This window comes from Polaromonas potterensis, assembly GCF_033446725.1.
Taxonomy (GTDB): Bacteria; Pseudomonadota; Gammaproteobacteria; order Burkholderiales; family Burkholderiaceae_C; genus Polaromonas.
The window spans coordinates 1-26073 of record NZ_JAWQLX010000005.1 but is presented as its reverse complement, the minus strand read 5'-3'; the positions used below and the strand labels follow the sequence as shown (position 1 = coordinate 26073).

28 protein-coding genes are annotated in these 26073 nt (G+C 61.7%); 16 read left to right on the top strand and 12 right to left on the bottom strand.

What is annotated here, in order from left to right; genetic code table 11:
• The first annotated feature begins 22 nt into the window (after window positions 1–22).
• The 6 genes from R6254_RS10840 to R6254_RS10815 all read left to right on the top strand — a co-directional run bounded on the left by R6254_RS10840 (window position 23) and on the right by R6254_RS10815 (window position 5617).
• Entirely contained in the window at window positions 23–1042 is a 1020-nt protein-coding gene (locus R6254_RS10840; protein ID WP_318406730.1) for an ABC transporter substrate-binding protein, read from the top strand.
• Window positions 1039–1845 carry an ABC transporter ATP-binding protein gene (locus tag R6254_RS10835; RefSeq protein ID WP_318406728.1) on the top strand — a complete coding sequence of 269 codons (807 nt, stop codon included), beginning with the start codon at window positions 1039–1041 and terminating at the stop codon, window positions 1843–1845. Before R6254_RS10840 ends, R6254_RS10835 begins: the two co-directional genes overlap by 4 nt.
• Window positions 1842–2603 carry an ABC transporter permease gene (locus R6254_RS10830; protein WP_318406726.1) on the top strand — a complete coding sequence of 254 codons (762 nt, stop codon included), beginning with the start codon at window positions 1842–1844 and terminating at the stop codon, window positions 2601–2603. Before R6254_RS10835 ends, R6254_RS10830 begins: the two co-directional genes overlap by 4 nt.
• Before the next feature lie 286 nt (window positions 2604–2889).
• Complete coding sequence (locus R6254_RS10825; protein WP_318406725.1) at window positions 2890–3297, top strand: hypothetical protein; 408 nt, start codon at window positions 2890–2892, stop codon at window positions 3295–3297.
• A 347-nt stretch (window positions 3298–3644) separates the two neighbouring features.
• The gene (locus R6254_RS10820) at window positions 3645–4691 is read left to right on the top strand and encodes an asparaginase (protein ID WP_318406723.1); all 1047 of its coding nucleotides are present in this window, start codon (window positions 3645–3647) and stop codon (window positions 4689–4691) included.
• A gap of 206 nt (window positions 4692–4897) precedes the next feature.
• Window positions 4898–5617 carry a DNA/RNA non-specific endonuclease gene (locus R6254_RS10815; protein WP_318407079.1) on the top strand — a complete coding sequence of 240 codons (720 nt, stop codon included), beginning with the start codon at window positions 4898–4900 and terminating at the stop codon, window positions 5615–5617.
• 9 nt (window positions 5618–5626) lie between these two features.
• Here the strand turns inward: R6254_RS10815 and R6254_RS10810 are convergent, their stop codons facing one another.
• Window positions 5627–6331, bottom strand: coding sequence for a glutathione S-transferase N-terminal domain-containing protein (locus R6254_RS10810; RefSeq protein WP_318406721.1), 705 nt, complete (start codon window positions 6329–6331; stop codon window positions 5627–5629).
• 135 nt (window positions 6332–6466) lie between these two features.
• Between R6254_RS10810 and R6254_RS10805 the strand changes: the two genes are divergently transcribed.
• A complete protein-coding gene (locus tag R6254_RS10805) occupies window positions 6467–7096 on the top strand; it encodes a pyridoxamine 5'-phosphate oxidase family protein (protein WP_318406720.1) in 630 nt (209 codons plus the stop codon).
• A gap of 106 nt (window positions 7097–7202) precedes the next feature.
• Here R6254_RS10805 and R6254_RS10800 read toward each other — a convergent pair whose 3' ends face one another.
• The 4 genes from R6254_RS10800 to R6254_RS10785 are packed head-to-tail and all read right to left on the bottom strand — an operon-like array spanning window position 7203 to window position 9998.
• Window positions 7203–7565 (bottom strand): DUF1428 domain-containing protein, encoded by a 363-nt coding sequence (locus tag R6254_RS10800; RefSeq protein ID WP_318406718.1) that lies wholly within the window; start codon window positions 7563–7565, stop codon window positions 7203–7205.
• 43 nt (window positions 7566–7608) lie between these two features.
• Window positions 7609–7986 (bottom strand): VOC family protein, encoded by a 378-nt coding sequence (locus R6254_RS10795; protein WP_318406717.1) that lies wholly within the window; start codon window positions 7984–7986, stop codon window positions 7609–7611.
• 33 nt (window positions 7987–8019) lie between these two features.
• Window positions 8020–9549 (bottom strand): MFS transporter, encoded by a 1530-nt coding sequence (locus R6254_RS10790; protein WP_318406715.1) that lies wholly within the window; start codon window positions 9547–9549, stop codon window positions 8020–8022.
• On the bottom strand, window positions 9546–9998 hold the full coding sequence (locus tag R6254_RS10785) for an SRPBCC family protein (protein ID WP_318406713.1): 453 nt from the start codon (window positions 9996–9998) through the stop codon (window positions 9546–9548). The genes R6254_RS10790 and R6254_RS10785 overlap by 4 nt, the downstream gene beginning before the upstream one ends.
• A 363-nt stretch (window positions 9999–10361) precedes the next feature.
• On the opposite strand from R6254_RS10785, the gene R6254_RS10780 reads away from it, so the two are divergent.
• On the top strand, window positions 10362–11351 hold the full coding sequence (locus R6254_RS10780; protein ID WP_318406712.1) for a Bug family tripartite tricarboxylate transporter substrate binding protein: 990 nt from the start codon (window positions 10362–10364) through the stop codon (window positions 11349–11351).
• A gap of 123 nt (window positions 11352–11474) precedes the next feature.
• Here R6254_RS10780 and R6254_RS10775 read toward each other — a convergent pair whose 3' ends face one another.
• From R6254_RS10775 to hutU, 5 genes are all read right to left on the bottom strand, one after another.
• Window positions 11475–12266 carry an ABC transporter ATP-binding protein gene (locus R6254_RS10775; RefSeq protein WP_318406711.1) on the bottom strand — a complete coding sequence of 264 codons (792 nt, stop codon included), beginning with the start codon at window positions 12264–12266 and terminating at the stop codon, window positions 11475–11477.
• A 34-nt stretch (window positions 12267–12300) separates the two neighbouring features.
• Entirely contained in the window at window positions 12301–13107 is an 807-nt protein-coding gene (locus R6254_RS10770) for an ABC transporter permease (RefSeq protein ID WP_412103158.1), read from the bottom strand.
• A gap of 112 nt (window positions 13108–13219) precedes the next feature.
• Entirely contained in the window at window positions 13220–14164 is a 945-nt protein-coding gene (locus R6254_RS10765; protein WP_318406709.1) for an ABC transporter substrate-binding protein, read from the bottom strand.
• Between the two features lie 55 nt (window positions 14165–14219).
• Entirely contained in the window at window positions 14220–15866 is a 1647-nt protein-coding gene (gene hutH, locus R6254_RS10760) for a histidine ammonia-lyase (protein WP_318406708.1), read from the bottom strand.
• Window positions 15867–15899: 33 nt separating this feature from the next.
• A complete protein-coding gene (gene hutU, locus R6254_RS10755) occupies window positions 15900–17603 on the bottom strand; it encodes a urocanate hydratase (protein ID WP_318406707.1) in 1704 nt (567 codons plus the stop codon).
• A 103-nt stretch (window positions 17604–17706) separates the two neighbouring features.
• Between hutU and hutC the strand changes: the two genes are divergently transcribed.
• The 5 genes from hutC to R6254_RS10730 are packed head-to-tail and all read left to right on the top strand — an operon-like array spanning window position 17707 to window position 22413.
• Complete coding sequence (gene hutC, locus R6254_RS10750) at window positions 17707–18417, top strand: histidine utilization transcriptional repressor HutC (protein WP_318406705.1); 711 nt, start codon at window positions 17707–17709, stop codon at window positions 18415–18417.
• A 55-nt stretch (window positions 18418–18472) separates the two neighbouring features.
• Window positions 18473–19030, top strand: a complete 558-nt coding sequence (locus R6254_RS10745; protein WP_318406704.1) for a HutD/Ves family protein — start codon at window positions 18473–18475, stop codon at window positions 19028–19030.
• Window positions 19027–20241, top strand: coding sequence for an imidazolonepropionase (hutI, locus tag R6254_RS10740; RefSeq protein ID WP_318406703.1), 1215 nt, complete (start codon window positions 19027–19029; stop codon window positions 20239–20241). The genes R6254_RS10745 and hutI overlap by 4 nt, the downstream gene beginning before the upstream one ends.
• Window positions 20238–21038: an N-formylglutamate deformylase gene (gene hutG / locus R6254_RS10735; RefSeq protein ID WP_318406702.1), complete on the top strand. Its 801-nt coding sequence runs from the start codon at window positions 20238–20240 to the stop codon at window positions 21036–21038. Before hutI ends, hutG begins: the two co-directional genes overlap by 4 nt.
• On the top strand, window positions 21028–22413 hold the full coding sequence (locus R6254_RS10730; protein ID WP_318406700.1) for a formimidoylglutamate deiminase: 1386 nt from the start codon (window positions 21028–21030) through the stop codon (window positions 22411–22413). The genes hutG and R6254_RS10730 overlap by 11 nt, the downstream gene beginning before the upstream one ends.
• A 51-nt stretch (window positions 22414–22464) precedes the next feature.
• On the opposite strand, the gene R6254_RS10725 is transcribed toward R6254_RS10730, so the two are convergent.
• Window positions 22465–22785, bottom strand: a complete 321-nt coding sequence (locus R6254_RS10725; RefSeq protein ID WP_318406698.1) for a chaperone modulator CbpM — start codon at window positions 22783–22785, stop codon at window positions 22465–22467.
• Window positions 22782–23765 carry a DnaJ C-terminal domain-containing protein gene (locus R6254_RS10720; protein ID WP_318406697.1) on the bottom strand — a complete coding sequence of 328 codons (984 nt, stop codon included), beginning with the start codon at window positions 23763–23765 and terminating at the stop codon, window positions 22782–22784. The genes R6254_RS10725 and R6254_RS10720 overlap by 4 nt, the downstream gene beginning before the upstream one ends.
• Between R6254_RS10720 and R6254_RS10715 the strand changes: the two genes are divergently transcribed.
• The 3 genes from R6254_RS10715 to R6254_RS10705 are packed head-to-tail and all read left to right on the top strand — an operon-like array spanning window position 23764 to window position 25947.
• Window positions 23764–23946: a hypothetical protein gene (locus R6254_RS10715; RefSeq protein ID WP_318406695.1), complete on the top strand. Its 183-nt coding sequence runs from the start codon at window positions 23764–23766 to the stop codon at window positions 23944–23946. The two genes, R6254_RS10720 and R6254_RS10715, sit on opposite strands and share 2 nt — an antisense overlap.
• Entirely contained in the window at window positions 23943–25379 is a 1437-nt protein-coding gene (locus R6254_RS10710) for a coniferyl aldehyde dehydrogenase (protein ID WP_318406693.1), read from the top strand. The genes R6254_RS10715 and R6254_RS10710 overlap by 4 nt, the downstream gene beginning before the upstream one ends.
• Window positions 25380–25416: 37 nt before the next feature.
• A complete protein-coding gene (locus R6254_RS10705) occupies window positions 25417–25947 on the top strand; it encodes a hypothetical protein (protein ID WP_318406692.1) in 531 nt (176 codons plus the stop codon).
• Window positions 25948–26073 lie beyond the last annotated feature (126 nt).

The following is a 26073-nucleotide window of genomic DNA, read 5'->3' as shown; positions in this document are numbered from 1 at the left end:
GCATTTTTATTGGAGAATTATTATGAACCGCTTCCTTTCTCGCTTGGCCGGCAGTTTTACCGTCGGCTGTCTTGGCCTCACCCTTTCCGTGGGCGTGCTGGCCCAGAGCGCTGAAAAGCTCAAAGTCCGTATGGACTGGACCCCTTGGGGCGTTCAGGCCGCCATGCACCTGGCCCAGCAAAAGGGCTGGTTCGCCGCTTCCGGCCTGGATGTCACGCTGGAAGACGGCAACGGTTCCGTGACGACGGTCCAGATTGTTGGCGGTGGCGACCAGTTTGATGTGGGACATGCCGCCCTGGCGTCCATGATGATTGCCCGTGACAAGGGCCTGCCGGTCAAAGCCGTCGCCGTTTTCGCGCGTTTGAGTGACATCGGCTTGCTGGTTCCGAAAGACGCCGGCATCAAGGGCCCCAAAGACCTCAAGGGCAAAAAGGTGGCCTACACCGCGGGCTCCCTCGAAGCGCCTTTCATCGACGCTTTCCTTGCGTCAGGCGGACTGAAGCGAAGCGACCTGGAGTTGGTCAACGTCGACGCGGCAGGCAAGGCCGCGACGTATTCTGCCGGACGCGCGGACGCTGCGTTTTCGACCATTCCCTTCTTTCTGCCTGTGGTGTCGCAAACGCGTGCCTCTGATGCGATCCGATTTGCAGACTACAACTTGAACATGCCAAGCTTCGGCCTTTTTGCGACAGAGTCAAAGCTGGCGGCCAAACGCGAACCTATCGCCAAGTTTGCAAGCATTGTTGCCGCTTCATGGCAATACATCTACAACGGCCACGAGTCCGAAGCCGTCGATGCCATCGTTGCGCAGCGGCCGCAAGCCAAGCTGAACAAGGACATTCTGCGGGCACAGATTGATGCGCTCAAGGGTTTCTTCCAGCTTCCCGTTCCTGCTGGTCAAATGCTGGGCGCGCCTGTTGCCGCGGACTTTGCCGTCGCGGTCAAGACACTCACGGACGTCGGACTGATCAAGTCGATCAAGGACAGCAACGAATTTTTCGTGCCCGGCCTGGTGCGTGCTGCTGCGGGTGTGCCGAAGTGAGCGCATCAACCATCACCTCCGTCGACGTCCGCAAGATTTACGGCGGCGAGACGCCTCTGACGGCCCTGGACGGGATTTCTCTCGACATCCGGCCTGGCGAATTCGTCAGCATTCTTGGCCCCAGCGGCTGCGGAAAGAGCACCTTCCTGCGCTGCATTGCGGGCCTGGAAGACATCTCTTCTGGTAGCCTCAAGGCGGATGGCCGGGAGATTTCCGGCCCACCGGATCACGTCGGCATGGTGTTCCAGCGCGACGCCCTGCTCGAATGGAGAACCATTGAGCGCAACATCATGCTGCCCATCGAGTTTGCGGGGAAGCCGGTCGCGAGCTACCAGCAGCCCATGCGCGATTTGCTGAAGCTGGTGGGGCTGACAGACTTCGCTTCCAAATACCCCCGGGAACTGTCAGGCGGCATGCGCCAACGCGCTGCGATCTGCCGGGCATTGATCGATCAACCCAGCTTGCTGCTGATGGACGAGCCTTTTGGCGCGCTTGACGCGCTGACGCGCGATCAGATGAACGCTGAGCTGCAGCGCATCTGGCTGGAGACACGCAATACCGTGGTGTTCGTGACGCATGGCATCGCGGAAGCCGTCTACCTGGCAGACCGTGTCGTGGTGTTCTCGCCCAGGCCAGGTCGCATTGCGGACATCATTGAAATTGATCTTCCCAGGCCTCGAAAGCTGGCGGTGCGCGAGACGCCCGAGTTCGGCAAATACACCAACCGCATACGCGCACTCTTTCATGAGATGGGACTCCTCAACGAAGAGCCCGGACAAGTCAACGAGGCGGTCGCAGCATGAAAACGAAAAAAACACACGCAGCCCAACAGTGGATTCTGGGCGCACTCTCGCTGATCGGCTTCCTGGTCGTGTGGGAGATCCTGGTACGTGTTCTGCACGTGCGGCCCATCACGCTCCCGCCGCCCAGCGCTGTCATCAACGAGTTATTCGGCGAGTGGCGTTTTTACCTGGATCATGCCGCTTATACCCTGCTGACGACGCTCGCCGGATTCGTCCTGGCAGCCGTCATCGGCGTGTTGCTGGCAACGATGCTGGTCGGCTCAAAAGTGTTTGAGCACACGGTTTATCCCTTGATCATTGGCCTCAATAGCGTTCCCAAGGTGGCGATTGCGCCACTGTTCGTGATCTGGCTGGGGACGGGCTCAGAACCCAAGATTGCCATCGCGTTTCTTATCGCTGTTTTTGCCGTCATCGTGGATGCGATGCACGGACTGCGATCGGTGCCTAATGACGTGCTTGATCTGGGCCGTGTGCTCAAAGGCTCCAGGATGGATTTCTTTTTCAAAGTCCGTTTGCCCGGTGCACTTCCGTCCATTCTTGCCGGTATGAAGGTGGCCATCTCGCTGGCCTTGGTGGGTGCCATCGTCGGCGAATTTGTGGCCTCCCAGCGCGGCCTTGGCTACGTCATCCTGAGTGCCCAAGGCACTTTTGATACACCCCGTGTTTTTGCGGCGGTGGCGGTCCTGGCTTTCATGGGCTTAGGTCTTTATGGCGCACTGGCCTGGGCTGAGCGTTATTTGACGCCCTGGCGCCGCTGAGGGCGCTGCGAGGCGTTTCTCGAGAAAAGTCAACTACATGAGGGCTGGGGTTGCTTGGCTTGAGCGAGATGGAACTGTGAACACAAAGCCTTGAGATAGCGACAGGCAGATGGCGAAGAATGACCGCTTTGGGTTTTAGATTCAAACGGTCAAATTCCAATCCTGGCGGGTCGCAAACAGCCGACTGTTTCAATCAAGTGGTGTAAGCGTTCACAGGATAGTGCCCGCGTCTGGCTATGATCGTCAAAACTGCCATCTCAGGCCGAGACAATAGATGGCAATCCCCATGACGACGACTCAGCCCCCTTTCCCCATACGCACCGAATGCCCACCCGGCGCCTGCAACTGCGGGCGCGCTACGCTGTTGGCCAACCCTGCTGGCGACCTGCGCGTGTTGCGCCTGACCCGCGAGGACGAGAAACGCCTGTTGCAGCGGCTGGAAAACCTGAGCAGCCTTAGCGATCTGCGGCATATGGAAGAGCGGATGGAGCAGCAGATTGGCATCCGGCTGAGCATCAGTACCAGCCCCAACGTCGTCCGCAGCTTGCGCGGAATCACGATTCTGGTGCACGAGCAGCCCGGTCTATGTCGAAAGACGCGCCAGGCCATTCCGGCAGCCATCAAACGCAGCCTGGAGCAGCGGCCTGAAATTGCACACGAGATTTTGAACGTCGGGGGCCTGTTCGAGACTTAGGGGTGGGTTCAGTGCTTGGTTCTCATTGCATCGGATGCGGAAATCTCTTCAAAACAGACGGAAATCTGGCTCATGCCGGGCAACTGTTCAGGCAGATCCAAGTTCTCGTTGAAGCAGCTCATGATGATCTGAATTCCCAGCTTGATAGACCTTGAGAAAAGCCAAGGGCGTTTTGTTCCTATCTCCATTCATTGGTGTTCAATCAAGCGCAACCCGCCGTGCAGGCCGGGGTATGTGGTTTCCCCTCATCCCCGTAGAAACGAAGACGCATATGATCCGATCCCGCGAGGCCTCAATTCCTCGCAACAGGACTTCTCAATTACCTTTCCGACATTAAAAAAATCCATATGAAAATGAAAACTGCACTTGTGACGGTGGCCCTCATGAGCGCCTTCACAGCCTTCGCTCAGAACAAACCAGTTGTTCATTTCATCGCGACAGGCGGAACGATCGCCATGAAGATTGATCCCGTGAAGAACGCGCCTGTACCGGCGATCTCCGGTGATGACTTGCTGGCCACAGTGCCCGATATTGGAAAATACGCGAGCATCCATGTGAACAATTTGTCGAACGTGCCTTCGGATTACATGGACCCGCCGCGCTGGGTGCAGCTCAGCAAGGCGGTGCAAGCCTCGCTGGATAACAAGGACGTGGCTGGTGTGATCGTGTCGCACGGCACGGACACGTTGGAAGAGACCGCTTTCTGGCTGGACTTGACCGTGAAGTTGTCCAAGCCTGTGGTCCTGATCGGTGCCCAGCGCAATGCATCGCAGTCCGATTTTGACGGTCCACGTAACCTGCTCAATGCCGCGCGTATCGCTGTGGATGAAAAGTCCAAAGGCATGGGTGTGATGCTGGCCATGAACAACCAGATCAACTCCGCGCGCTACGTGAGGAAGACGCACACAGGCAATGTCGAGACTTTCAACTCGGGTGACTTTGGTTTCCTCGGTGAGGTCTACCAGGACCGCGTCATGTACGCGAACGCGCCTGTGCGTCGCCAGCATATCGAGATCCGTACCGACAAGATGCCTGAAGTGGAAATCATCGCCATGTACGGCGGTGCCGACGGTGCGGCGCTTCGCAATGCGGTCGACCGTGGTGCCAAAGGCATCGTGGTCCAGGCCCTGGGCATGGGCAACATGAACGCTCCGATGTTTGAAGCCGTGAAGTACGCGCTTTCCAAGTCGGTTCCCGTGGTGATTTCGACCCGTGTCGACAACGGCCGCGTGTTGCCCAACTATGGCTTTGTTGGTGGTGGCAAGACCACGTCCGACGCCGGTGCGGTGATGGCCGATGACCTGAAGCCAGCCAAGGCGCGCATCCTGTTGATGCTTTTGTTGCAAAGCGGCGTGAAAGACAAGGCAGCCTTGCAAGCGGCTTTCGATCGCTGAGATTTCTGAAAAAGAAATAGACCCGTGGTGACGACCCAGCAGGGCGTCGCTGCTGGCATGCCGGGCGAATGATGCGCCGCTGTTTCAATCACTCTCAACATCAAAGGGTTTTCGGACTATCCACACCGGCTTCAGTGGTCTAATCGCGGCCCTGAATTCCCAGTGTCAATGGATTGAAGAAAAGAATGCGTTTAGTGATGAGATGGATGGGGCAGGGGGCGATTATCGCCACTGCCGCAGCAGCCCTGGTGGCCCAAGCTGCCACAGGATTTGAACAATGCCCCCAGTTTTTTGCCAAAAGCCAGCCGCCGGCCGTGCAGCAACGGCCTTTGCAGCGGGCGCTGTGTTACGAGGCTTTTGCCATTTTGCACAGCGGAGAAACCAAAACCCCGGTGTTTGTCGCCCAGCGCCTGAACCGCGAGAGCATTGACGACGCCGGCGAGAAACGTTCCAACAAGTTTTTTGCCGATGCGCGGCTGCCGCAGGGTGAACGGGCCGCCCTGGACGACTACAAACGGTCCGGTTATTCGCGTGGCCACATGGCGCCGGCTGCAGACATGCCCAGCCCTGCCGCCATGGCCCAGAGCTTCTCGCTGGCCAATATGGTGCCCCAGGCCATGAAACACAACTCGGGCGCCTGGGCCAAGATCGAGCAGGCCACGCGCAAGTATGCGCACCGGGCGAAAGGGGACGTGTTTGTGATCACCGGGCCAGTATTTACGCCGGAGAGCGAAAGCATTGGCCACAACCACGTGAAGGTGCCGACCTACCTCTACAAGCTGGTCTACGACGTGGAAAGCAACCGTGCCTGGGCTCACTGGCAGGAGAACCTGGATGAAACCCGGGCCTCGCAACCCATCAGCTATGACGAGCTGGTGAAACGCACCGGGGTGAAGTTTCTGCCGGGTGTGGTGCCCAAGTCCTAGTGCTAGCCACTAGCCGCGTTTGGGAATGCCCAGGCCTTTGACGACTGCCGGGCGCGCCACAAAGGCTGCCAGCACACGTGTGACGTTGGAAAAGTCCGGGATGCCGACCAGCTCCCCGGCTTCATAAAAGCCGATCAGGTTGCGCACCCAGCCGAAGGTGGCGATGTCGGCAATGGTGTAGGCCTCCCCCATGATCCAGGCGCGGCCGGCCAGGCGCTGGTCCAGCACGCCGAGCAGGCGTTTGGATTCGGCGACGTAGCGGTCGCGCGGGCGTTTGTCTTCGTAGTCTTTGCCGGCGAATTTGTGGAAGAAGCCGACCTGGCCGAACATCGGGCCTATGCCGCCCATCTGAAACATCAGCCACTGGATGGTTTCGTAGCGGCCGGCGGCATCTGTCGGCATGAATTGTCCGGTTTTTTCGGCGAGGTAGATCAGGATGGCGCCGGACTCGAACAGGGCCAGCGGTTGGCCGCCTGGGCCGTTAGGGTCGAGGATGGCCGGGATCTTGTTGTTGGGGCTGAGCGACAGAAACTCGGGCGACATCTGGTCATTGCTGCCGAAGTCCACCAGGTGTGGCTCATAAGGCAGGCCGGTTTCTTCCAGCATGATGGACACCTTGACGCCATTGGGCGTGGGCAAGGAATACAGTTGCAGCCGGTCGGGGTGTTGGGCTGGCCATTTGTGGGTGATGGGGAAAGCGGAGAGATCGGTCATGGGGTGTCGGGCTGGTGCCGGTAGGAATGAGTGTTCAATGTAGCGCAAGCGGACGAATCGCGTTGGCGGCCGAAGCCAAGCCTGTGCGGGCAAATTCATTCGCAGATAATTCGGGAAACCTCCAGGACTTTTCTCATGACCGCCCCCACAGACCCTCACGCCATCACCACCGTTGCGCAGCTGGAATCGTTGTTTGGCGCGGTGGGCGCGGCGTCCATCCAGAAGGAAGTGGCTTTTGTCCATTCGCATTACCGGGCGCTGATCGAGGCCTCGCCGTTTGCGGTACTGGCCACGGCCGGGCCGGATGGGCTGGATGTTTCGCCGCGCGGCGATCCGCCCGGTTTTGTGCAGGTGTTGGACGAGACCACCTTGCTGGTCCCCGAGCGCCGGGGCAACAACCGGGTGGACAGCTTGCGCAACATCGTGACCGATCCGCGCCTGGCCTTGCTCTTTTTGATCCCGGGCGTGGGCGAGACGCTGCGTGTGAACGGGCTGGCCAGCATCAGCATCGCGCCGGAGATGCTGGCACGTTTTGCGGTGCAAGGTCAGTTGCCCAAGTGTGTGATTGTGGTCCAGGTGGAGACGGTTTTCTTCCAGTGCGCGCGAGCCATCCAGCGCTCTGCTTTGTGGCAGGCGCCGGCGGCGGATGTACGGGCCAAGTTACCCAGCCCGGGCACCATTCTTCAGGCGCTGACAGAGGCGGCCATAGACGGCGAGGCCTACGACCGTGAGCTGCCGGCCCGCCAGCGCGCCACCTTGTACTAAGGCGATGGCAGGTATTTTGCTATGAAATAAATAGCTGCTTGCGGAGTGTTTGTAAGGGCTAGAGGCCGATTTTATTCATAAATGGCGCGGTAGCCAGCGCCAGGGCTCAAAGATCAACCACCACCTTGAAGCCGCCCCAGAACATACGCATGCCGTCAAAGGGCAGTTTTTTCGGGTCCATCATGTCGGCCAGGCGCGGGTCTTTCATCACCTTGGCGTTGACCTTGTCCCGGTGTTTGCGCGACTTGTAGACGATCCACGAAAACACCACGACCTCGCTGGCCTTGAGCTGCACGCTTTGCGGGAAAGAGGTGAGCTTGCCGGGCTTCACGTCGTCGGCCACACTTTCTGTGTATTGCAGCGCGCCGTGCTCGCGCCAGATCTTGCCGGCCTTGCGCGCCATGCGGCGGTAGGCATCTATGTTTTTCTTGGGAACCGGCAGTACAAAACCATCGATGTAGTGAGCCATGGGAGTTTTCCTTTGCGGGTGGTTGAAAAAACGGGATCCACGTTCAGGTATTGACCAGGCACAAGATGTTGCCGTCCGGGTCTTTGCACCACGCCACCATGCGCTCGCCCGAGACATGGAAGTCGCCGCGGCGCGTGGTGTCGGGCAGTTCGTAGTGTTCAAAGGCCACGCCGTTGTCTTTCAGTGATTGCACCAGCGCTTCGATGTTGTCACCCACGGCCCAGGTCGCGGCCGTGGCCTGGTTGCTGCCGGCGTAGGGCGAGTGGTAGACCAGCACCGTGCTGCTGCCGCTGCGCAGGGTCAACAGGCCGGGGTCGCCGTCGTCCAGGGGCTGCAGGCCCAGTTGATCCACATAAAATGTCCGGGCTCGGGCCACGTCCTTGACGGCGATGGTGGCCATGGCATTGCTGCTGTTCAACATGCTGCTCTCCTGGTGAAAAAACGTGTTCTGCGTTCAGTGACCACCCACTTTGGCTTGCCGCAGTGCGAGCAGGGCCACCAGACAGGCGGCCATCAGTACGATGGCGCTGAGGGTGGCGCTCAGTTGCAGGCCTTGCACAAAGGCCTCACGCGCCGCCGCCAGCAACGCGGTGCCGAGTTCGCCGGGCAAGTCGTGGGCCATGGCCACCGCGCCGCCCACGGTGTCCCATGCGGCCTTGCTCACGCCGGCCGGCAAGCCCTGCGGCACGGCGTCCAGCATGTGGTGACGGTAGACAGCGGTGGCCACACTGCCCAAGACCGCGATGCCCAGTGCACCGCCCAACTCGGAGCTGGTTTCTGAAAGCGCCGCGGCCGCACCGGCCCGTTCAGGCGGCGCCGAGCCGACCAGCAAGTCGGTGGTCAGGCTGACCACCGGTGTCAGGCCCAGCGAGAAGATGATGGAGCCGATGACAAGCACCGCCAGCGCAGAGCTGGTGCTGACCTGGCTGAGCACCACAAAACCCAGCGCCGACAGCGCCAGGCCACCCGCGATCACATAAGCCGGGCGCAGACGATGGCCGACGATTGGGACGACGCTGGAGCCGACGATAAAGGCCAGTGCCGAAGGCACGGTCCACCCGCCGGCCTCCATGGGCCCCATGCCAAGCACCAGCTGTAAGTACTGCGCCATATACAGGAAGGCCGAAAACATGGCGAAAAAGCCGAGGATGTTGATGGCCAGAGCCGCGCTGAAAGCCGGCGAGCGAAACAGCGAGAGATCGATCAAGGGATCGGCCAGTGTGCGTTGCCGCCGCACGAACAGTGTGCCCAGGATCAGCCCGGCCGCGATGAACAGCAGTGGCAGCCAGTCCCAGCCGCCTTCGGCCAGGCGTTTGATGCCGTAAATCATGGACAAGACCGCAGCCAGCGACAGGCCGGCGCTGGGCAGATCGAGTCGGCCGGCCTGGGGGTCACGAAACTCTGGCAACAGCAGCGGGCCCAGCACCAGCAGCAACAACATCACCGGCACCGCCAGCAGAAAAACCGCGCCCCACCAGAAGTAGGCCAGCACCACGCCGCCCAGCAGCGGCCCGATGGCGCCGCCGGCGGAGAAGCTGGCAATCCACACCCCGATGGCGATGGAACGTTGCCGCGGATCCAGAAACATATTGCGGATCAGCGAAAGTGTTGACGGTGCCAGCGTGGCGCCGGCCACGCCAAGAATGGCGCGCGCCGCAATCAAGGTCTCCGCACTGTTGGCAAAAGCCGCCAGCACCGAGGCCAGGCCAAAGGCGGCGGCGCCTATCAGCAGCAAGCGGCGCCGGCCTATGCGGTCGCCCAGTGTGCCCATGGTGATCAGCGAGCCGGCCACCAGAAAGCCGTAGATGTCGACGATCCACAGCAGCTGTGCACTGCTGGGTTTGAGGTCGGCGCTGAGTGCGGGCACGGCGAGGTTCAGTACCGTCAGGTCCATGGAATACAACATGCAGGGCAGGGCGATCACGGCCAGGCCAATCCATTCGCGCCGGCTCGCGCGTTGGGGTGTGGCGGCTGATTGGTTCATGCTTCCGCCATGAAGGCGTCGAGCTTGAGAAACGTGGCGGTCCAGCCGCCCTCGTGGTTGTCGCGTGCGGCCTGGTCGAAAAACTGCTCATGCAGAAAGGTCAGCTCCGTGCCTTCTGCCGTGGGCCGCAGGGCCACGGTGACCCGGGACACCCGTTCGGGGGTGCTTTTCCAGGCCCAGGTGAAGACGAGCTTGCGGTTCTTGACCACCTCCTGGTAGACACCGCTGACATCGTGGGCGTCGCCGTCCGGCGTCGTGAAGGCGATGTGGTAACGACCGCCTACACGCACATCCAGGTCGGCCCGCGTGACCGAGGACGGCTCGCCCGGGCCGAACCACTGGGTCAAGGCTTGCGGGGCTGTCCATGCTTGCCAGACTTTTTCAGGCAGGACCGGGTAGGTCCGGCTGAGCCGGAGTGAGGGGCTTTCTTGGAGGGCGCTGCTTTCCATGGTTTGATTTCCTCTTGGTGGTACAGATAACGGCCCAGTGCATCGAGTCTGTCGCGCCAGAACTTCCGGTACAGGGAGAACTCCATGAGCGCCTCCTGCCAAGCTGGGACGGAAAGGGCGCCGTGCCGGTGCGCCATTTACGTTGCGGACCTTCCGGCCGTCTTGCCCGCGCGCGGAGGGCACGCCGATGCGGCGAACAAGCCGGTTCAGAACATCGTCTCTAAACTTAACCGTGTGGTTTAGTTTAAAAGCCATGCCGAGCCTTTGTCAAGCAGGGACGTTAACGCGTGTAACGCGCCGCTTGTTCGGGCCTCGGTCTGCGGGAATAATCACCTGTCTCCACTTCATCAGGAAACCCTGTTCATGATCGCTTCTTCTTTCCGCCGGCGTGCCGGTTTGGCCACCGTGCTCGCGGTGACCGGCCTGCTGACCTTTCCCGCACTCGCGCAGGATGCCCACTTTCCAGCCAAGCCCATCCGTTTTATCGTGCCTTATCTTCCCGGTGGTACGACCGATCTGGTGGCGCGTTCGGTGGGCCAGCGCGTGGCCGAAAAGCTGGGCCAGCCGGTGATCATTGAAAATAAACCCGGCGCCGGCGGCAACATCGGCATGGACGCGGTAGCCAAGGCGGCACCCGACGGCTACACCATTGGTTTTGGCGCCATCTCCACCAACGCGCTGAACCCGCACCTCTACAAGTCCATGGCTTTCGATCCGCGCAAGGACTTCAGCGCCATCAGCCTGCTGGGCCATTCCACCATCGTGCTGGAAGTCAGCCCGGCGCTGCCGGTGAAAACCGTGGCCGAGTTTGTGACTTATGTGAAGCAGAAACCTGGCCTGACCTACGGCACGGCGGGCGCAGGCACCTCCATGCACTTGGCGGCCGCGATGTTCGAACAGATGACCCAAACCAGCCTGACCCACGTGCCCTACAAGGGCAGTGGGCCCGGCATCAACGACATGCTGGGTGGTCACCTGCCGGTGATGTTTGACAACCTGCCGGCGTCGCTGCCACACATCAAGTCCGGCAAACTGCGTGCGCTGGCCGTGGCCGGCAAAACCCGTTCGCCGTCGCTGCCTGATGTACCGACGATGGCCGAGGCCGGCATTGCTGGTTACGACGTGGACCCATGGTTTGGTGTTTTCGGTCCGGCCGGCATGCCGCGCGCCGTGGTGCAGGCCTTGAACGAAGCTTTTGTGGAAGCGCTGGCGCAGCCTGCCATCAAGGACAAGCTGATACAAGCCGGCTTTTCGCCGCGCAGCTCCAGCGCCGAAAGCCTGGGTGCGCTGGCGGCCTCGGAATACGAACGCCTGGGCAAGGTGGCGCGCGCAGCGAAGATGTCGCTGGAGTAAATTCGCTACTGAATTAATAGCTGCTTGCGCTTATGGGGTAAGGGCTGGTGGCCGATTTTATTCATAAAGTCTGAAAAATCGGCCGCCAGCACCGCATCCAGCGCGGCGGCGTTCCTGCCAGGCTTAGGCCGCTTCCACCAGCAAGCCGGCCGCTCTTTGCACCTCGATGCGAATTTCTTCCATGAGCCGCGCCTTGAGTTCGACAAACACCGGCGTGGTTTTGACCGAGTAGTGACGCGGATGTTCGATAGGTACGGGCAGGTCGCATTTGATGCGGCCGGGGCGCGCACTCATCACCACCACGCGGTTGCCCATGAAGATGGCTTCGTCGATGTCGTGGGTCACAAACAGCACGGTCTTGCGTTCGGCTTCCCAGATGCCTTGCAGCAACTCCTGCATCAGCTCGCGGGTCTGGTGGTCCAGCGCGCCGAAAGGCTCGTCCATCAGCAACATGCGTGGCTTGTTGGCCAGTGCACGGGCCAGTGCCGTGCGTTGCTGCATGCCGCCTGAGAGTTGTTTGGGGAAGTGGTTCTCGAAACCTTTGAGGCCGACCTTGGCAATAAAGGGCTGGGCGATGGCGTGTTGCTCAGCCAGCGGCAGGCCTTTTTCACGCAGGCCAAAGCAGACGTTTTCCAGAATGGTCAGCCAGGGGAACAGGGTGTAGCTCTGGAACACCATGCCGCGGTCGGCGCCCGGGCCGGTGACCGGCCGGCCGTCCAGCGTGATGCTGCCGGTGGTCGGGATGTCCAGACCGGCCACCATGCGCAGCAAGGTGCTTTTGCCGCAGCCCGAGGGGCCGAGAATGGTGATGAAGTCGTTCTCGGCCACATTCAGGTCGGTGGCCTGCAAGGCGACGGTGCCGCCCTTGGCGCCCGCGAAGGTTTTGGAGACCTGGGAGATTTGAAGAATGCTCATGAAGTTTTTGGTAGGGCAGCCAGCGCCATGACAGTTATTTGCCGAGCTGTGCCCAGGGGAACAGCTTGCGGTTCAGGGCTTTGAAGGCCATGTCGGTCACCAGCCCGATCACGCCGATGACGATGATGCCGAAAATGATCTGGTCGGTGGCCATCAAGGCCTGGCTGTCGGTGATCATGTGGCCGATGCCGCTGGACGCGCCTATCAGTTCCGCCACGATCACATAGGTCCAGGCCCAACCCAGCACCATGCGCAGGGTCTCGGCAATCTCGGGCGCGCTGCTGGGCAGCAACACACGCGTGACAATGCCGCGGTCACCCGCGCCCAGCGTGTAGGCTGCTTCCACCAGATCGCGCCGCGTGTTGCCCACACTCACGGCAAACATCAGCACCAGTTGGAAAAACGAGCCGATAAAAATAACGGCCAGTTTTTGCGCCTCGCCAATGCCTGCCCACAAAATCAGCAGCGGGATAAAGGCCGAGGCCGGCAGGTAACGCGCAAAACTCACAAAGGGTTCAAAAAACGCTTCGATCGGTTTGTAGGCGCCCATCAACACACCCAGCGGCACGGCCAGCAAGGCCGCCAGCGCAAAACCGCCCAGCACCCGCCAGACCGTCATGCCGATGTCATGAAGAAAGCCTTGGTTGACCAGCAGGTCGTAACCCGATCGCACCATGGTGAGCGGGTCGGCCAGGAAGGTCTTGGAGACCATCCCGCCGAAAGTGACCGCGGCCCAGAGTGCAAAAAACAGGACGAAGAAGCTGATGCCCAGCGCGATACGCGCGCCGGAGCTCACGGGTTGAAGAGGCCTCATTTCGGATGTCCGCTGCGCAAGGTAAATGACGGGAGGTGCGACGTTTTCCGCCGGGCCGTCCCAAGGAAAACATGGCCCCTCTTTTTCGGGAAAGGGGCAGCGCACCGCCGTAGGCACGCGAAGCGACAAGCGTGGGGGCTCATTTAATAAAACGTGTGTCGGCCAGCTTGCTCATGTCGGGCAAGGCCTTGATGATGCCAGCGCCCAGCAGCAGTTCGGCGGCTTCCTTGCTGAAGGCGGCGTGTTCACCCTCGAAGAACTTCTGGTTCGCGCTGCGGTCTTGCCAGCGCAGGTATTTGGCCGAGGCTTCAAACGCTTCGCCGGTCTGCTTCACGTCGGCGCCCATGATCTCGAAGCTCTTTTTAGGATCTTTCTGGATCATCTCGACGGCTTCAAAGTAGCTGTCGGCCAGGGCCTTGGCGGCTTTCGGGTTGTCGGCAAGGAACTTGGGCGTGCAGCCCACGGTGTCCATGATCATGGGGTAGTCGAGCGTGGTGGCGATGATCTTGCCGGCTTCCGGCTTGGCGCGCACGGCACCCAGGTAAGGCTCGTAGGTCATGGCGGCGTCAATGCCGTCGGTGCCGGCGATCATGGCGTTGGCAGCGGCTTGTGGTTCCAGGTTGACGATTTTCACGTCTTTGGTGCTCAGGCCATTTTTCTTGAGCATCCAGGCCAGGGTGAAATAAGGCGCGGTGCCGGGTGCGCTGGCAGCCACGGTTTTGCCTTTGAGGTCGCTGATTTTGCTGATGTTGGGTTTGACCACCATGCCGTCGGCACCGTAACTTTTGTCAAGCTGGAAAATCTGCGTGGTGGCAACACCGTTGGCGTTCCAGACGATCCAGGTTTCCACCGTGGTGGCGGCGCATTGCACGTCACCCGAGGCAATCGCCAGGTGGCGGTCTTTTTGCGGAATTTTTTTGATGGAAACGTCCAGGCCGTTTTTCTTGAAAATGCCGGCTTCCTTGGCCAGGGTCAGCGGTGCAAAACCGGTCCATCCCGACATGGCCAGGGTGACTTTGGTTTCCTGGGCTTGCGCAGAGACGCAGGCCAGGGCGACGAGAGAGAGGGTCAGCAGCTTTTTCATGGGTTCTCCTGGTTTTAGGTGGTGAAAGGGTTGGTGGCCAAACTGTATGCAGTCTTCATGCCAGCCGCAATGCGTGTAAATCCGCTATTTGCGCGTCTAGCGCGCTCGCAATGTCGCCGGCCGCCACCAGATGGTGCATGGCCTGCATGTCGCGGGCCAGGCTGCGGTCTTCCATCATGGCGGGGGACACTATGCGGATCAGCCGCAACACACTTTCAAGTGGCGCAGAACTTGTGAGTGGACGCAAAAACTCGATGCCCTGGGCGGCGGCCAGCAGTTCGATGCCGACAATGTGTGCGGTGTTGCGCAACATGGGTTGCAGGCGGCGTGCGGCAAAGGTGGCCATGCTCACATGGTCTTCCTGGTTGGCCGAGGTGGGCAGGCTGTCGACACTGGCCGGATGCGCCAGCGACTTGTTTTCGGACGCCAGCGCAGCCGCTGTGACATGCACAATCATGAAGCCGGAGTTCAGACCGGCGTCGGGCGTCAAAAAGGGCGGCAGGCGCGACACCACGGTGTCCACCAGCATGGCGATGCGGCGCTCGGTGATGGCACCGATTTCGGCAATCGCCACGGCCAGGGCGTCGCAGGCGAGCGCAACCGGTTCCGCATGAAAGTTGCCGCCTGAAATGAGTTCCCCCCCGAAGTGGCCTGCGGCCACCTCCCCCTCAAGGGGGCGGCGCCTGTGGCCCGGCGAAGCCGGTTCCACGGCCCCTGCTTGCCATGCGCCGGTGCTGGATGCAAACACCAGCGGGTTGTCGGTGACAGCATTGGCCTCGATCACCAGCACTTGTGCGGCATAACGCATCTGGTCCAGGCAGGCGCCCATGACCTGGGGCTGGCAGCGCAGGCAATAGGGGTCTTGCACGCGGTCGTCGCCTTCGAGGTGCGAGCGACGAATTTCGCTGCCCAGCATCAGCGAGCGGTAGGCCGCGGCGCAAGCGATCTGGCCCAACTGGCCGCGCACGGCGTGGATGCGCGGATCAAACGGGCCATCGCTGCCGCGTGCCGCGTCCAGCGTCAAGGCGCCGGAAATCACGGCGGCTTCGAACAGACGGTCGGTGGCCAGCAAGGCGTCCAGCGCCAGCGCGGTGGAAACCTGGGTGCCGTTGATCAGCGCCAGGCCTTCCTTGGCCGAAAGCTGTAAAGGCGCCAGGCCGGCTTGCGTCAGCGCAGCGGCGGCCGGCATGCGCTGACCTTGGTAAAACACCTCGCCTTCACCAATCAGCGGCAGGCACAAATGGGCTAACGGCGCGAGGTCACCCGAGGCGCCGACCGAGCCCTGGCAGGGGATGACCGGACACACGCCCAGGTTGTGCAAGGCCAGCAGGCCATCGATGATTTCTTCGCGCACGCCGGAATAACCGCGCGCCAGGCTGGTCGCCTTGAGCAGCAGGATCAGGTGCACCACCCTCTCGGCCAGCGGCTCACCCACACCCACCGCATGGGAGCGCAGCAGCTTGAGCTGCAACAAGGCCAGGTCTTCCTTGGCGATGCGGGTGTTGGCGAGTTTGCCGAAACCGGTGTTCACGCCGTAGACGGCGTCGCCGCCCTCAGCGGCTTGTTTGACCAGGGCGGCACTGGCGCGTATGCCCGCGCGGCAGGCCGGGTCGAGTTGCACCGGCACGGGTGTGACGCCGCACAGGCGCCGCAGTTGGGCAAGGTCGAGTTGCCCCGGGATCAGGGTTTCAGAGTGGGGCATGGGGTAGATCGGAAACGGGTGGCTGGGAGCGCTTCAGCCCAGCATCGGTAGGTTCAGGCCGTTGGTTTTGGCGCTGGCTTTGGCGATGTCGTAACCTGCGTCGGCATGGCGCATCACGCCGGTGGCCGGGTCGTTGAACAACACACGTTCAATACGCTCTGCCGCCTCGGCCGTGCCGTCACAGACGATGACCACGCCCGAATGTTGCGAATAACCCATGCCGACGCCGCCGCCATGGTGCAGGCTGACCCAGGTGGCGCCGCTGGCGGTGTTGAGCAAGGCGTTGAGCAGCGGCCAGTCGCTGACGGCGTCGCTGCCGTCTTTCATGGCTTCGGTTTCGCGGTTGGGCGAGGCGACCGAGCCGCTGTCGAGGTGGTCGCGCCCGATCACGATAGGGGCTTTCAGTTCGCCGCTTTTGACCATCTCATTAAAGGCCAGGCCGGCCAGATGGCGCTCGCCCAGACCTATCCAGCAAATACGCGCAGGCAGGCCCTGGTAGCTGATACGTTCTTCGGCCATGTCCAGCCAGCGGTGCAGGTGTTTGTTGTCGGGGAAGAGTTCTTTCATCTTCGCGTCGGTCTTGCGGATGTCTTCCGGGTCGCCGCTCAGGGCCACCCAGCGGAAGGGGCCGACACCGCGACAAAACAGCGGCCGGATGTAGGCGGGCACAAAGCCTGGGTAGTCAAACGCGTTGGCCACGCCAAAGTCCTTGGCGACCTGGCGCAGGTTGTTGCCATAGTCCACCGTCGGGATGCCCATGGCGTGAAAGGCCAGCAAGGCCTGCACATGGGTGGCGCAGGATTCGCCGGCGGCTTGTGTCAGCGCCGCGTGTTGGGCCGGGTCTTTTTGCGCGGCCTGCCATTGCGCGACTGTCCAGCCCATCGGCAAATAACCGTTGATGATGTCGTGCGCCGAGGTCTGGTCGGTCACCATGTCGGGGCGTAGGCCGCCAGCCGCGGCGCGCCTGGCCAGCTCGGGCACGATCTCGGCCGCGTTGCCGCACAGGGCAATTGACACGGCTTCCTTGCGGCTGGTGTGGTGTTGGATCATCTCCAACGCTTCGTCGAGGTCTTTGGCCTGCTTGTCCACATAGTTGGTGCGCAGCCGAAAGTCGATGCGCGACTGCTGGCATTCGATGTTGAGCGAGCAGGCACCGGCAAAGGTGGCGGCCAGAGGCTGCGCGCCACCCATGCCGCCCAGGCCGGCGGTGAGCACCCAGCGACCGGCCAGGTCGCCGTTGAAATGCTGGCGCCCGGCTTCGACAAAAGTTTCGTAGGTGCCTTGCACGATGCCCTGCGTGCCGATGTAAATCCAGCTGCCGGCCGTCATCTGGCCGTACATCATCAGGCCTGCGCGGTCCAGTTCGTTGAAATGTTCCCAGGTGGCCCACTTGGGCACCAGGTTGGAGTTGGCAATCAGTACACGTGGTGCGCCGGTGTGGGTGCGAAACACGCCGACCGGTTTGCCCGACTGCACCAGCAGGGTTTCGTCGGCCTTGAGTTTGCGCAGCGAATCCAGGATGGCATCAAACGCCGGCCAGTTGCGCGCGGCCTTGCCGATGCCGCCGTAAACCACCAGTTCGTCGGGGTTCTCGGCCACCTCGGGATCGAGGTTGTTCTGGATCATGCGGTAAGCCGCCTCGATCTGCCAGTTGGCGCAAGTCAGGGTGTTGCCGCGGGGCGCGCGCACCGGCCTGGCCTTGCTATCGAGAAAAGGGGTTTTCGAAAGGTCTGACATGGCAAAACTCCAGCGATGACGGAAAACTGGTGGGGAATAAATTGTTCTCTGGTAAATCGTAGTTGTCTATACAACTTGTGTCAACTGGGGTAATCTATGGTTTATGCCAACACCTTTAATGCCTGCGTATGAGCAGGTCAAGGCCTTCATCAAGACACGTATCAGCGCCGGCACCTGGAAGCCGGGCGACCCGGTGCCCAGCGAGTCGGTGCTGGCGGTCCAGTTCGGCATCAGCCGTATGACGGCCAACCGCGCTTTGCGCGAGCTGGCCGCCGAGGGCCTGGTGACGCGGGTGCAGGGATCGGGCACACGGGTGGCCGAGCTGCACCGCATTTCTTCCCGGCTCACGATCCGGGACATCCATGAAGAGGTGGCCGAGCGTGGCCATTTACACACCACCCGGGTTTTGCAGGTTGTGGCCGAAAAGGCCAGCGTCGATCTGGCCAAAACCATGGGCCTGCGCACGGGTGCGCGGGTTTTTCACACCTTGCTGGTGCATATGGAAAACGGCGTGCCCATCCAGTACGAGGACCGCTACGTGAACCCGGCCGCCGCGCCGGATTTTCTCGACACCGACTTCACCCAGACCACGCCCACCCACCATCTGCTGGTGCATGCGCCCTTGACCGAAGCCAGTTATTCCATCGAGGCCTGTTTGCCGACGGCCCAGGAGGCCAAACAGCTGGGCATCAAACGCAGTGAACCCTGCCTGGCCATGATGCGCCGCACCGTCAGCGGCGCCCATGTGGCCAGCGTGGCCCGGCTGGTTTATCCTGGCACGCGTTACAGCTTTGCAGGACAATTCCAGGCATGAGCCGACTGGCCGTTTCTCAGGCAAAAACAGGCGCTCACAGAGCGGAGCTTATCCCATGACTTGGCAAATGATTCCCCTGGAAGATGTGGTGCCCGCGCCCTGGCGCAATGGCGGTGGTGTCACGCGTGAATTGCTGGCCTGGCCGACCCCGCAGGACTGGGACTGGCGCATTTCGGTGGCCGAAGTGGACAAAAGCGGCCCGTTTTCGCATTTCGATGGCGTGCAGCGCTGGTTTGCGGTGCTGGGCGGCGCGGGGGTCAGCTTGAACCTGGACGGGCAGGTACACCCGCTCACGGCGCAAAGCGCGCCGCTGTGTTTCGACGGCGCCTTGCCCTGTGGCTGCGAGCTGCTGGACGGTCCCACCGAAGACTTCAACTTGATGCTGCGCAAGGGCCGCGCCAGTGCCCGCATGGTGCGTGTGCTGGGTGTGCTGGACACCCAGGTGGCACCGGGCACCCGTGTCGCGGTCTATGCCTGGGACGAGCCGGTGGCTGTGCAGGTGGACACAAGCTTTGCCACCGTGCCGCCGCACACCCTGGCCTGGCGGGTGATGCTTGACGGCGCATCGGTACGCCTGGAAGCGCCGACCGCGCTCTGGATGGAAATCCGATGACATTACAAATCTGGCGACATTGCCGCATTGCCACCTTGCAGCCAGACCATGCTGCGCCTTACGGCTTGATCGAAGACGCGGCGCTGGCTGTTGAAGCCGGGCAGGTGGCTTGGGTCGGCCCGCGCAGCGCGCTGCCGGGCGAATTGGCGGCACGCGTTACGCGTGAACACGATGCCGGAGGCGCACTGATCACACCGGGTCTGATCGATTGTCACACCCACTTGGTGTACGGCGGGGACCGCGCGCAGGAGTTCGAGCTGCGGCTCCAGGGCGCGAGTTACGAAGACATTGCCCGCGCCGGTGGTGGCATCGCTTCCACAGTCAAGGCCACACGCGCGGCGTCCGAGTCAGAGCTGCAAACACAGAGCCTGAAACGGCTGCAAGCTCTGGTGGCCGAGGGGGTCACCACCGTCGAAATCAAGTCCGGCTACGGCCTGGCCTTGGCCCACGAGCGAAAAACCCTGAGGGTGGCCCGCGCATTGGGCCGTGCGCAGCCGGTTGATGTCCGCACGACTTTTCTCGGTGCCCACGCCGTGCCGCCCGAGTTTGCCGGTCGCACCGATGACTACCTGGACGAGGTGTTGCGCATGTTGCCGGCATTGCGTGCGGAAGGGCTGGTCGACGCGGTCGACGCCTTTTGTGAACGTATTGCCTTCAGCACGGCGCAGACCGAACGTGTGTTTGAAGCGGCGCGCCAACTCGGGTTGCCGGTCAAGCTCCATGCCGAGCAACTCAGCGACAGCGGTGGCGCGCAACTGGCGGCGCGTTACGGCGCACTGAGTTGCGACCATCTGGAGTGGCTGAGCGAAGCGGGCGCCGCAGCCATGGCGGCAGCCGGCAGCGTGGCCGTGTTGTTGCCCGGTGCGTTTTACTTTTTGCGAGAAACCCGGGTGCCGCCTATAAAATTGTTGCGTTCTCAGCAGGTGGCCATGGCCATCTCTACCGACTGCAATCCCGGTAGCTCGCCGTGCACCTCCTTGCTTTTGATGCTGAACATGGCGTGTACCTTGTTCCGGCTCACGCCCGAAGAAGCCCTGGCCGGTGTGACCCGTCATGCCGCGCGCGCGCTGGGTCTGCCAGATCGCGGTGTGTTGGCCAGGGGCCAGCGTGCTGATTTTGTGCTGTGGGATGTGTTGCATCCCGCCCAATTGAGTTATGCCCTGGGCGCGAATCCGCGCCTTCAAACAATTTTTAATGGTGAACCCGTATGAGTTTTATTTTGGACCCAGGCAACGTGCCTTTGCTGGTCAGCATGCCGCACACCGGCACCGAAATTCCGTCCGACTTGCGCGGCGACTACACGGCGCGTGCGCTGGATGTGGAAGACACCGACTGGCATTTGCACCGGCTGTATGACTTTTTGCCCGCACTGGGCGCCAGCGTGCTCAGGCCGACCCATTCGCGTTATGTCATTGACCTGAACCGTCCACCCGACGATGCCCCCATGTACCCCGGGGCGTCCAATACCGAGTTGTGTCCAACACGGTTTTTCAACGGTGATACGCTGTACCAGGAAGGCAAGGCCCCCGAACCTGCCGAGCGGCTGCGCCGGCGCGAAACCTATTGGCAGCCCTACCACACGGCACTGGCCAATGAGTTGGCGCGCCTCAAGGAGAAACATGGCTTTGTGCTGCTCTGGGACGCACACAGCATCCGCTCCGAAATCCCTTGGCTGTTCGAAGGCCGCTTGCCGGACCTGAACATTGGCACGGCCGACGGCGCGGCCGCTGATCCTTCCATCGCCGAAGCTGCGGCAGCCGCCTGTGCTGCCGCCGACGGCGTGAGCAGCATCGTCAACGGCCGCTTCAAGGGCGGCTATATCACGCGCCGTTATGGCCAGCCGGCGCAGCATGTACATGCGATCCAGCTGGAGAAATGCCAGAGCCTGTACATGCAGGAAGTCGCGCCGTTTGCTTATGACGAGGCGAAGGCGAAGAAAATCCAGCCGGTGCTCCAGGCCATGGTGGAAGGTAGCCTGGCTGCGGCCCGCAAGCTGTATGGCCAGTGAGGTAAAACGTTACCTGGCACCCCAGGCCTGGATCCATGGGGCCTGGGCGCAGGATGTTCTGCTAAGCGTTGCAGCGGACGGCCACTGGGCCAATGTTGAGCCCCATGCCAGCGCCGAGTTGCAACGCGGTGCAGAACGTCTGGGTGGGCCGGTCTTGCCGGGGCTGGTCAACGCGCACAGCCACGCCTTTCAGCGCGCGATCGCCGGGCTGACCGAACGCGCCAGCGGCAGCGAGGACGACTTCTGGAGCTGGCGCGACCGCATGTACAGCGCCGCGTTGCGTATCACGCCTGAGCAATTGGAGGCCGTGGCGGCGCTGCTTTACGCCGAGCTGCTGCAAGCCGGTTACACCCAGGTCTGCGAGTTCCATTACCTGCACAACCATACCGACGGCCAGCCTTATGCCGACCCGCTGGCCATGTCGCTGGCGCTGGTGCGTGCCGCGCAGCGTGTGGGCATGGGCTTGACCCTGCTGCCCACGCTGTACATGCGTTCGGGCTTTGGTGCCACGGGTTTGCGCGAGGATCAGCGGCGTTTTGCCTCGACCCCGGACTCGGTGTTGCGGCTGGCCGAAGGGGTGCGGGGCCAAGGCACCGGCCATATCAATACCGGCTTGGCCCTGCATTCGCTGCGTGCGGTGGATGAAGCGGCGCTGCACGAAGTTGCGGCCGCGGCCAAGGCGCGGGGCATGGCGGTTCACATCCATATTGCCGAGCAGATGCAGGAAGTGAAAGACTGCCTCACGGCGCAAGGCGCGCGTCCCATCGAATGGTTGCTTGGGCACGCGCAAGTCGATGCGCGCTGGAATCTGGTGCATGCAACCCAGTCCAGCGTCGCCGAGCTACAGGGTGTGCAGCGCAGCGGCGCGGCGATTGTGATTTGCCCCAGCACCGAAGCCAATCTGGGTGACGGCGTGTTTGACCTGCCGACGTATGCGGCGGCTGGCGGCCACTGGTCCATAGGTTCCGACAGCCATGTCACGCGTAGCTGGCAGGAAGAACTTCGCCTGCTCGAATATTCCCAGCGCCTGACCCTGCGCCAGCGCAACATCGCGGCGCGAACCTTGGGCGGGCCTAGCAGTGCCGGATCGTTGTTTACCGCTGCGTTAGGGGGTGGCTCAGCGGCGACCTCGCTGCCGCTGGGCGGCATCCGGCCCGGTGAGCGTGCAGACTTTTCGGTAATCGATACGTCATCACCGGCCTTGCTGGGCATTCCGGCCGATCATCTGCTGGATGCGCTGGTGTTTTCCAGTCCCGACGCGCGTTTCAGCGAGGTGTTTGTGGCCGGGAAACCTGTGGTCAGCGGCGGGCAGGTGGCCGGGTGGCAGCGCCTGGCCCAGGACTTCTCGCAGGCCATGCAGACCTTGTGGGCCTGAGCAGCGTCATCGACGCTCAGGCCACACTGGCTGACCTGTTTTTCTTTGAGCCTAGGTTTCTTCCAGCACCCGCAAGCGGCTGCGCAGCGTTTCCAGCTCTTCAAGCAACTGCAACGCCAGCGCGGCACCGGCCAGGTTCACGCCCAGGTCTTCCTGCAGGCGCAGCGCGACACGCGCGCGTTGCATGTGCAGGCCGGTGAAGCGCCAGTATTCGGGCGTTGGTCCGCTGGGCACGATCAGGCCTTCATCGACCAGTTCGATGACCACGTTGGCTTGCGTCGCGCAGGCGCGGCACAGATCGGCCAGTGTGAGTTCGGTCTGATCTTCCAGAACAAACCCGATAAGTTGAGGGGCGGCGGTGTGGGGTGTCATGGCTGGCCTTCCAGTTGGGCGCGCGGGTTGAAGGTTTTGAAAGCCGCGGCCATGCCCTGGTAAGCACTTTTCGCGGCATCGGTGTCGGCCGGTGGCAGGGTGATCTGCAAGACGTAATAAAAATCGCCAGGCGTCTTGCCCGGTAGACCCCGGCCCTTGAGCCGCAGTTTGCGCCCGGTGGCCGAGCCGGCGGGAATTTTGACCTCGACCCGGCCGGTTGGCGTGGGCGCTTCAACTTCGGCACCCAGGGCTGCCTCCCAGGGGGCCACGGGCAGGTCCATGTAAACATCGTGGCCCTCGGCCCGGTAAAGCTGGTGCGGCAAAAATGCCACGTCCAGGTAGAGGTCGCCGGGGCTGCCCTGGCCCATGCCGGGCGCGCCCTGAGCGGCCAGGCGGATGTGCTGGCCGGCGCGTATGCCCTTGGGGATCACAAACTCGATGCTGCGGTCCTGCATCTGTACGCGCCCGTCACTGCTTTCCTGCGGTGTGCGCAACTGCAAGGTACGCGTGGCGCCGTTGTAGGAGTCCTCGATGCTGATCTGTATCTTCGCGTGTTGATCCTGTCCGTGCATGTCGAACATGTCCTGGCTGGGCCCGCCATGCCTGCCGCCGCCCATGCCACGAAACAGCGACTCAAAAAATTCGCTGTGATCGGCACCTTGTCCGCCGAACTGGCCTTCGCGAAAACCGCCGCTGCTGCTCCGGCTGCTGGATGACTGGCTGCCGGCCCACTCGGGTGGCGGCCGGAAGTCCTGTCCGGCTTGGTGGTTGGCGCCCAACTGGTCGTAAGCCGCTCGTTTGTCGGGGTCGCTGAGCACCTCATAGGCTTCGGCGACCTCCTTGAAGCGTGCCTCGGCATTTTTTTCCTTGCTGACATCGGGGTGGTACTTGCGCGCCAGCTTGCGGTAGGCGCGCTTGATGTCCTCCGGTGTCGCATCACGCGTGACGCCGACGGTTTCGTAGTAGTCCTTGAATTCCATGAAAACCTTTCAGAAGGAATACACCACCGTACCGGAAAATTCACGTTCCGGCTGTAAGAAAAGTCCATCACGACAGATTTTTGCAGGCGAACCCGGCATGACCCTGCGAATCGATGCCGGGGCGGGACTGGCGTTGATCATCTGTTGCGCGGCGCTGGCTGGCCCTATCATCGCCGGATGACCTCCCCCACAAACAGCAGTCCAGTCGGCACCGGCCTTGCAGCCCTTTTTGAGGTCCAGTACCGCGCCAGCCGCGCCCAGATCGAGGTGCCGCTGGCCTTGCGTCGCGACCGGCTGCTGCGTGTGCGCCGCCTGCTGGACGATAACGGCGCGGCGCTGGCCCAGATGGTACAGGCCGATTTTGGCGTGCGCTCGCCGCAGCTGACCGAGATTGCCGACCTGTTTGTGCTGCGCACCTTGCTGTCGCATACGCTCAAGGCCCTGCCCAAATGGATGAAGCCGGTCAAGGTCAGCACACCGCTGTACCTGCAACCTTCACATGCCTACCTGCAGCGCCAGCCACTGGGTGTGGTGGGCGTGGTGTCGCCGTGGAATTACCCGGTGCAACTGTCGCTGGGGCCGGTGATTACCGCACTGGCGGCGGGCAACCGTGTGATGCTCAAACCCAGCGAGTTGACGCCAAAAACCTCTGCCTTGCTGGCCGAGCTGATAGGCAAGGCTTTCGCCGCGGACGAACTTTGTGTGGTGTTGGGCGATGGCCAGTTTGCCGCCGAATTCTCCAGCCTGCCGTTTGACCACCTGTTTTTTACCGGCTCCACCGCCGTGGGCCGCATCGTGGCCAAAACCGCTGCCGCCAACCTCACGCCGACCACGCTGGAGCTGGGCGGCAAGTCGCCTTGCATCATTGACGCATCGTGCGACATGGACCAGGCGGCCATCAAGATCGCGCACGGCAAGCTGCTCAACGCCGGCCAGACCTGCATCGCGCCCGACTACGTGTTGTTGCCCAGGGGCCGCGAAGCCGCATTCGGTGAGGCTTTTGCAAAAGCCGTGGCCAAACTTTTTCCCACCATTGCCAACAACCCGGATTACGCCGCCATCATCAGCCCGCGCCACCACGAACGCCTGCAGGTCTTACTGGCGCAAGCCGAAGGGGAGGGCGCACGTTTGCAGGTGGTGAATCCGGGTGCCGCAACTGGAACACCCGCCTCAAGGCAGATGGCCCCGGTGCTGGTGTTTGACGCGGCGGCGGACTCCAAACTGCTGAACGAAGAAATCTTCGGCCCCATCCTGCCCGTGTTGCCTTACGACTCGCTGGATCAAGCCATCGCCTATATCAACGCCAGGCCGCGTCCGCTCGCGCTGTACTGGTTTGGCACCGACACCACATCGCGCGACGCCGTGCTGGCACGTACCGTGAGCGGCGGCGTGACGGTGAATGACACCTTGATGCACATCGCCCATGAAAACCTGCCTTTTGGCGGTGTCGGCGAGAGCGGCTGGGGTAGCTACCACGGCGAGGCCGGTTTCCTGCGCCTGACCCAGCAAAAACCGGTGCTGGTGTCGTCGAAGTGGGCGCGCGGCGATTTGTTTTACCCGCCGTATGGCAAGCGTTTTGACCAGGTGATGGGATTGCTTAAGCGCTGGTTGTAAGCTTGGGGCTCGCTACGCTTTTATTACGTTAGACCACATGGATCCCGCCTCTGAGCTACTTGGGCAGTATAGAACGGCACTGAACCGCATTCATCTAGCGTACGCGAGTCTTGTGTTCTGGTGTCACCCAGGCAGTGCGCAGGTCTTCGAGTCGATTCATGACGCGATGAATGCACAGCTTCACTTGTTCCCCGCGGCGAAGCGCCTTGTTCATGACGAGACGGCCATGAAGATTGCTTGCGATGATCTATACGTTCTCGCCTATCGAAGTGCCCTTACGGATCTCCTGTCAACCACAAAGACATACTGCCAGAGCACGGGTCAACTGGACAAGCTCAAGGCACAACCCTGGTTCTTCTTCTGGCGCATTCTGCGTAACTACTTCGCACACGACATGACATTCAACTTCAATCCAGCGGAACGGGCGATGCTCCCTGTTACCTGGTCGGGCGTTACCATTGATCTATCTATGAATGGCAAGGCCCTCACGCATGGTCAGATGTCGTATGCCAAGATGCTTGAACTTGTCGAAACAGTCCAGTCGTTTTTATTGCGCGATGTGGCCTAACCCTTTACAGGGACTTCCCACGTAGTCAAGCATTGTTCGTGATAAGTTTTCCTTGGTGACGGTTTTCTTGCTTTGTCGTGAAATTGATGGTGCGAGGCAACGGGAACAGACTGCACATCTACAGAC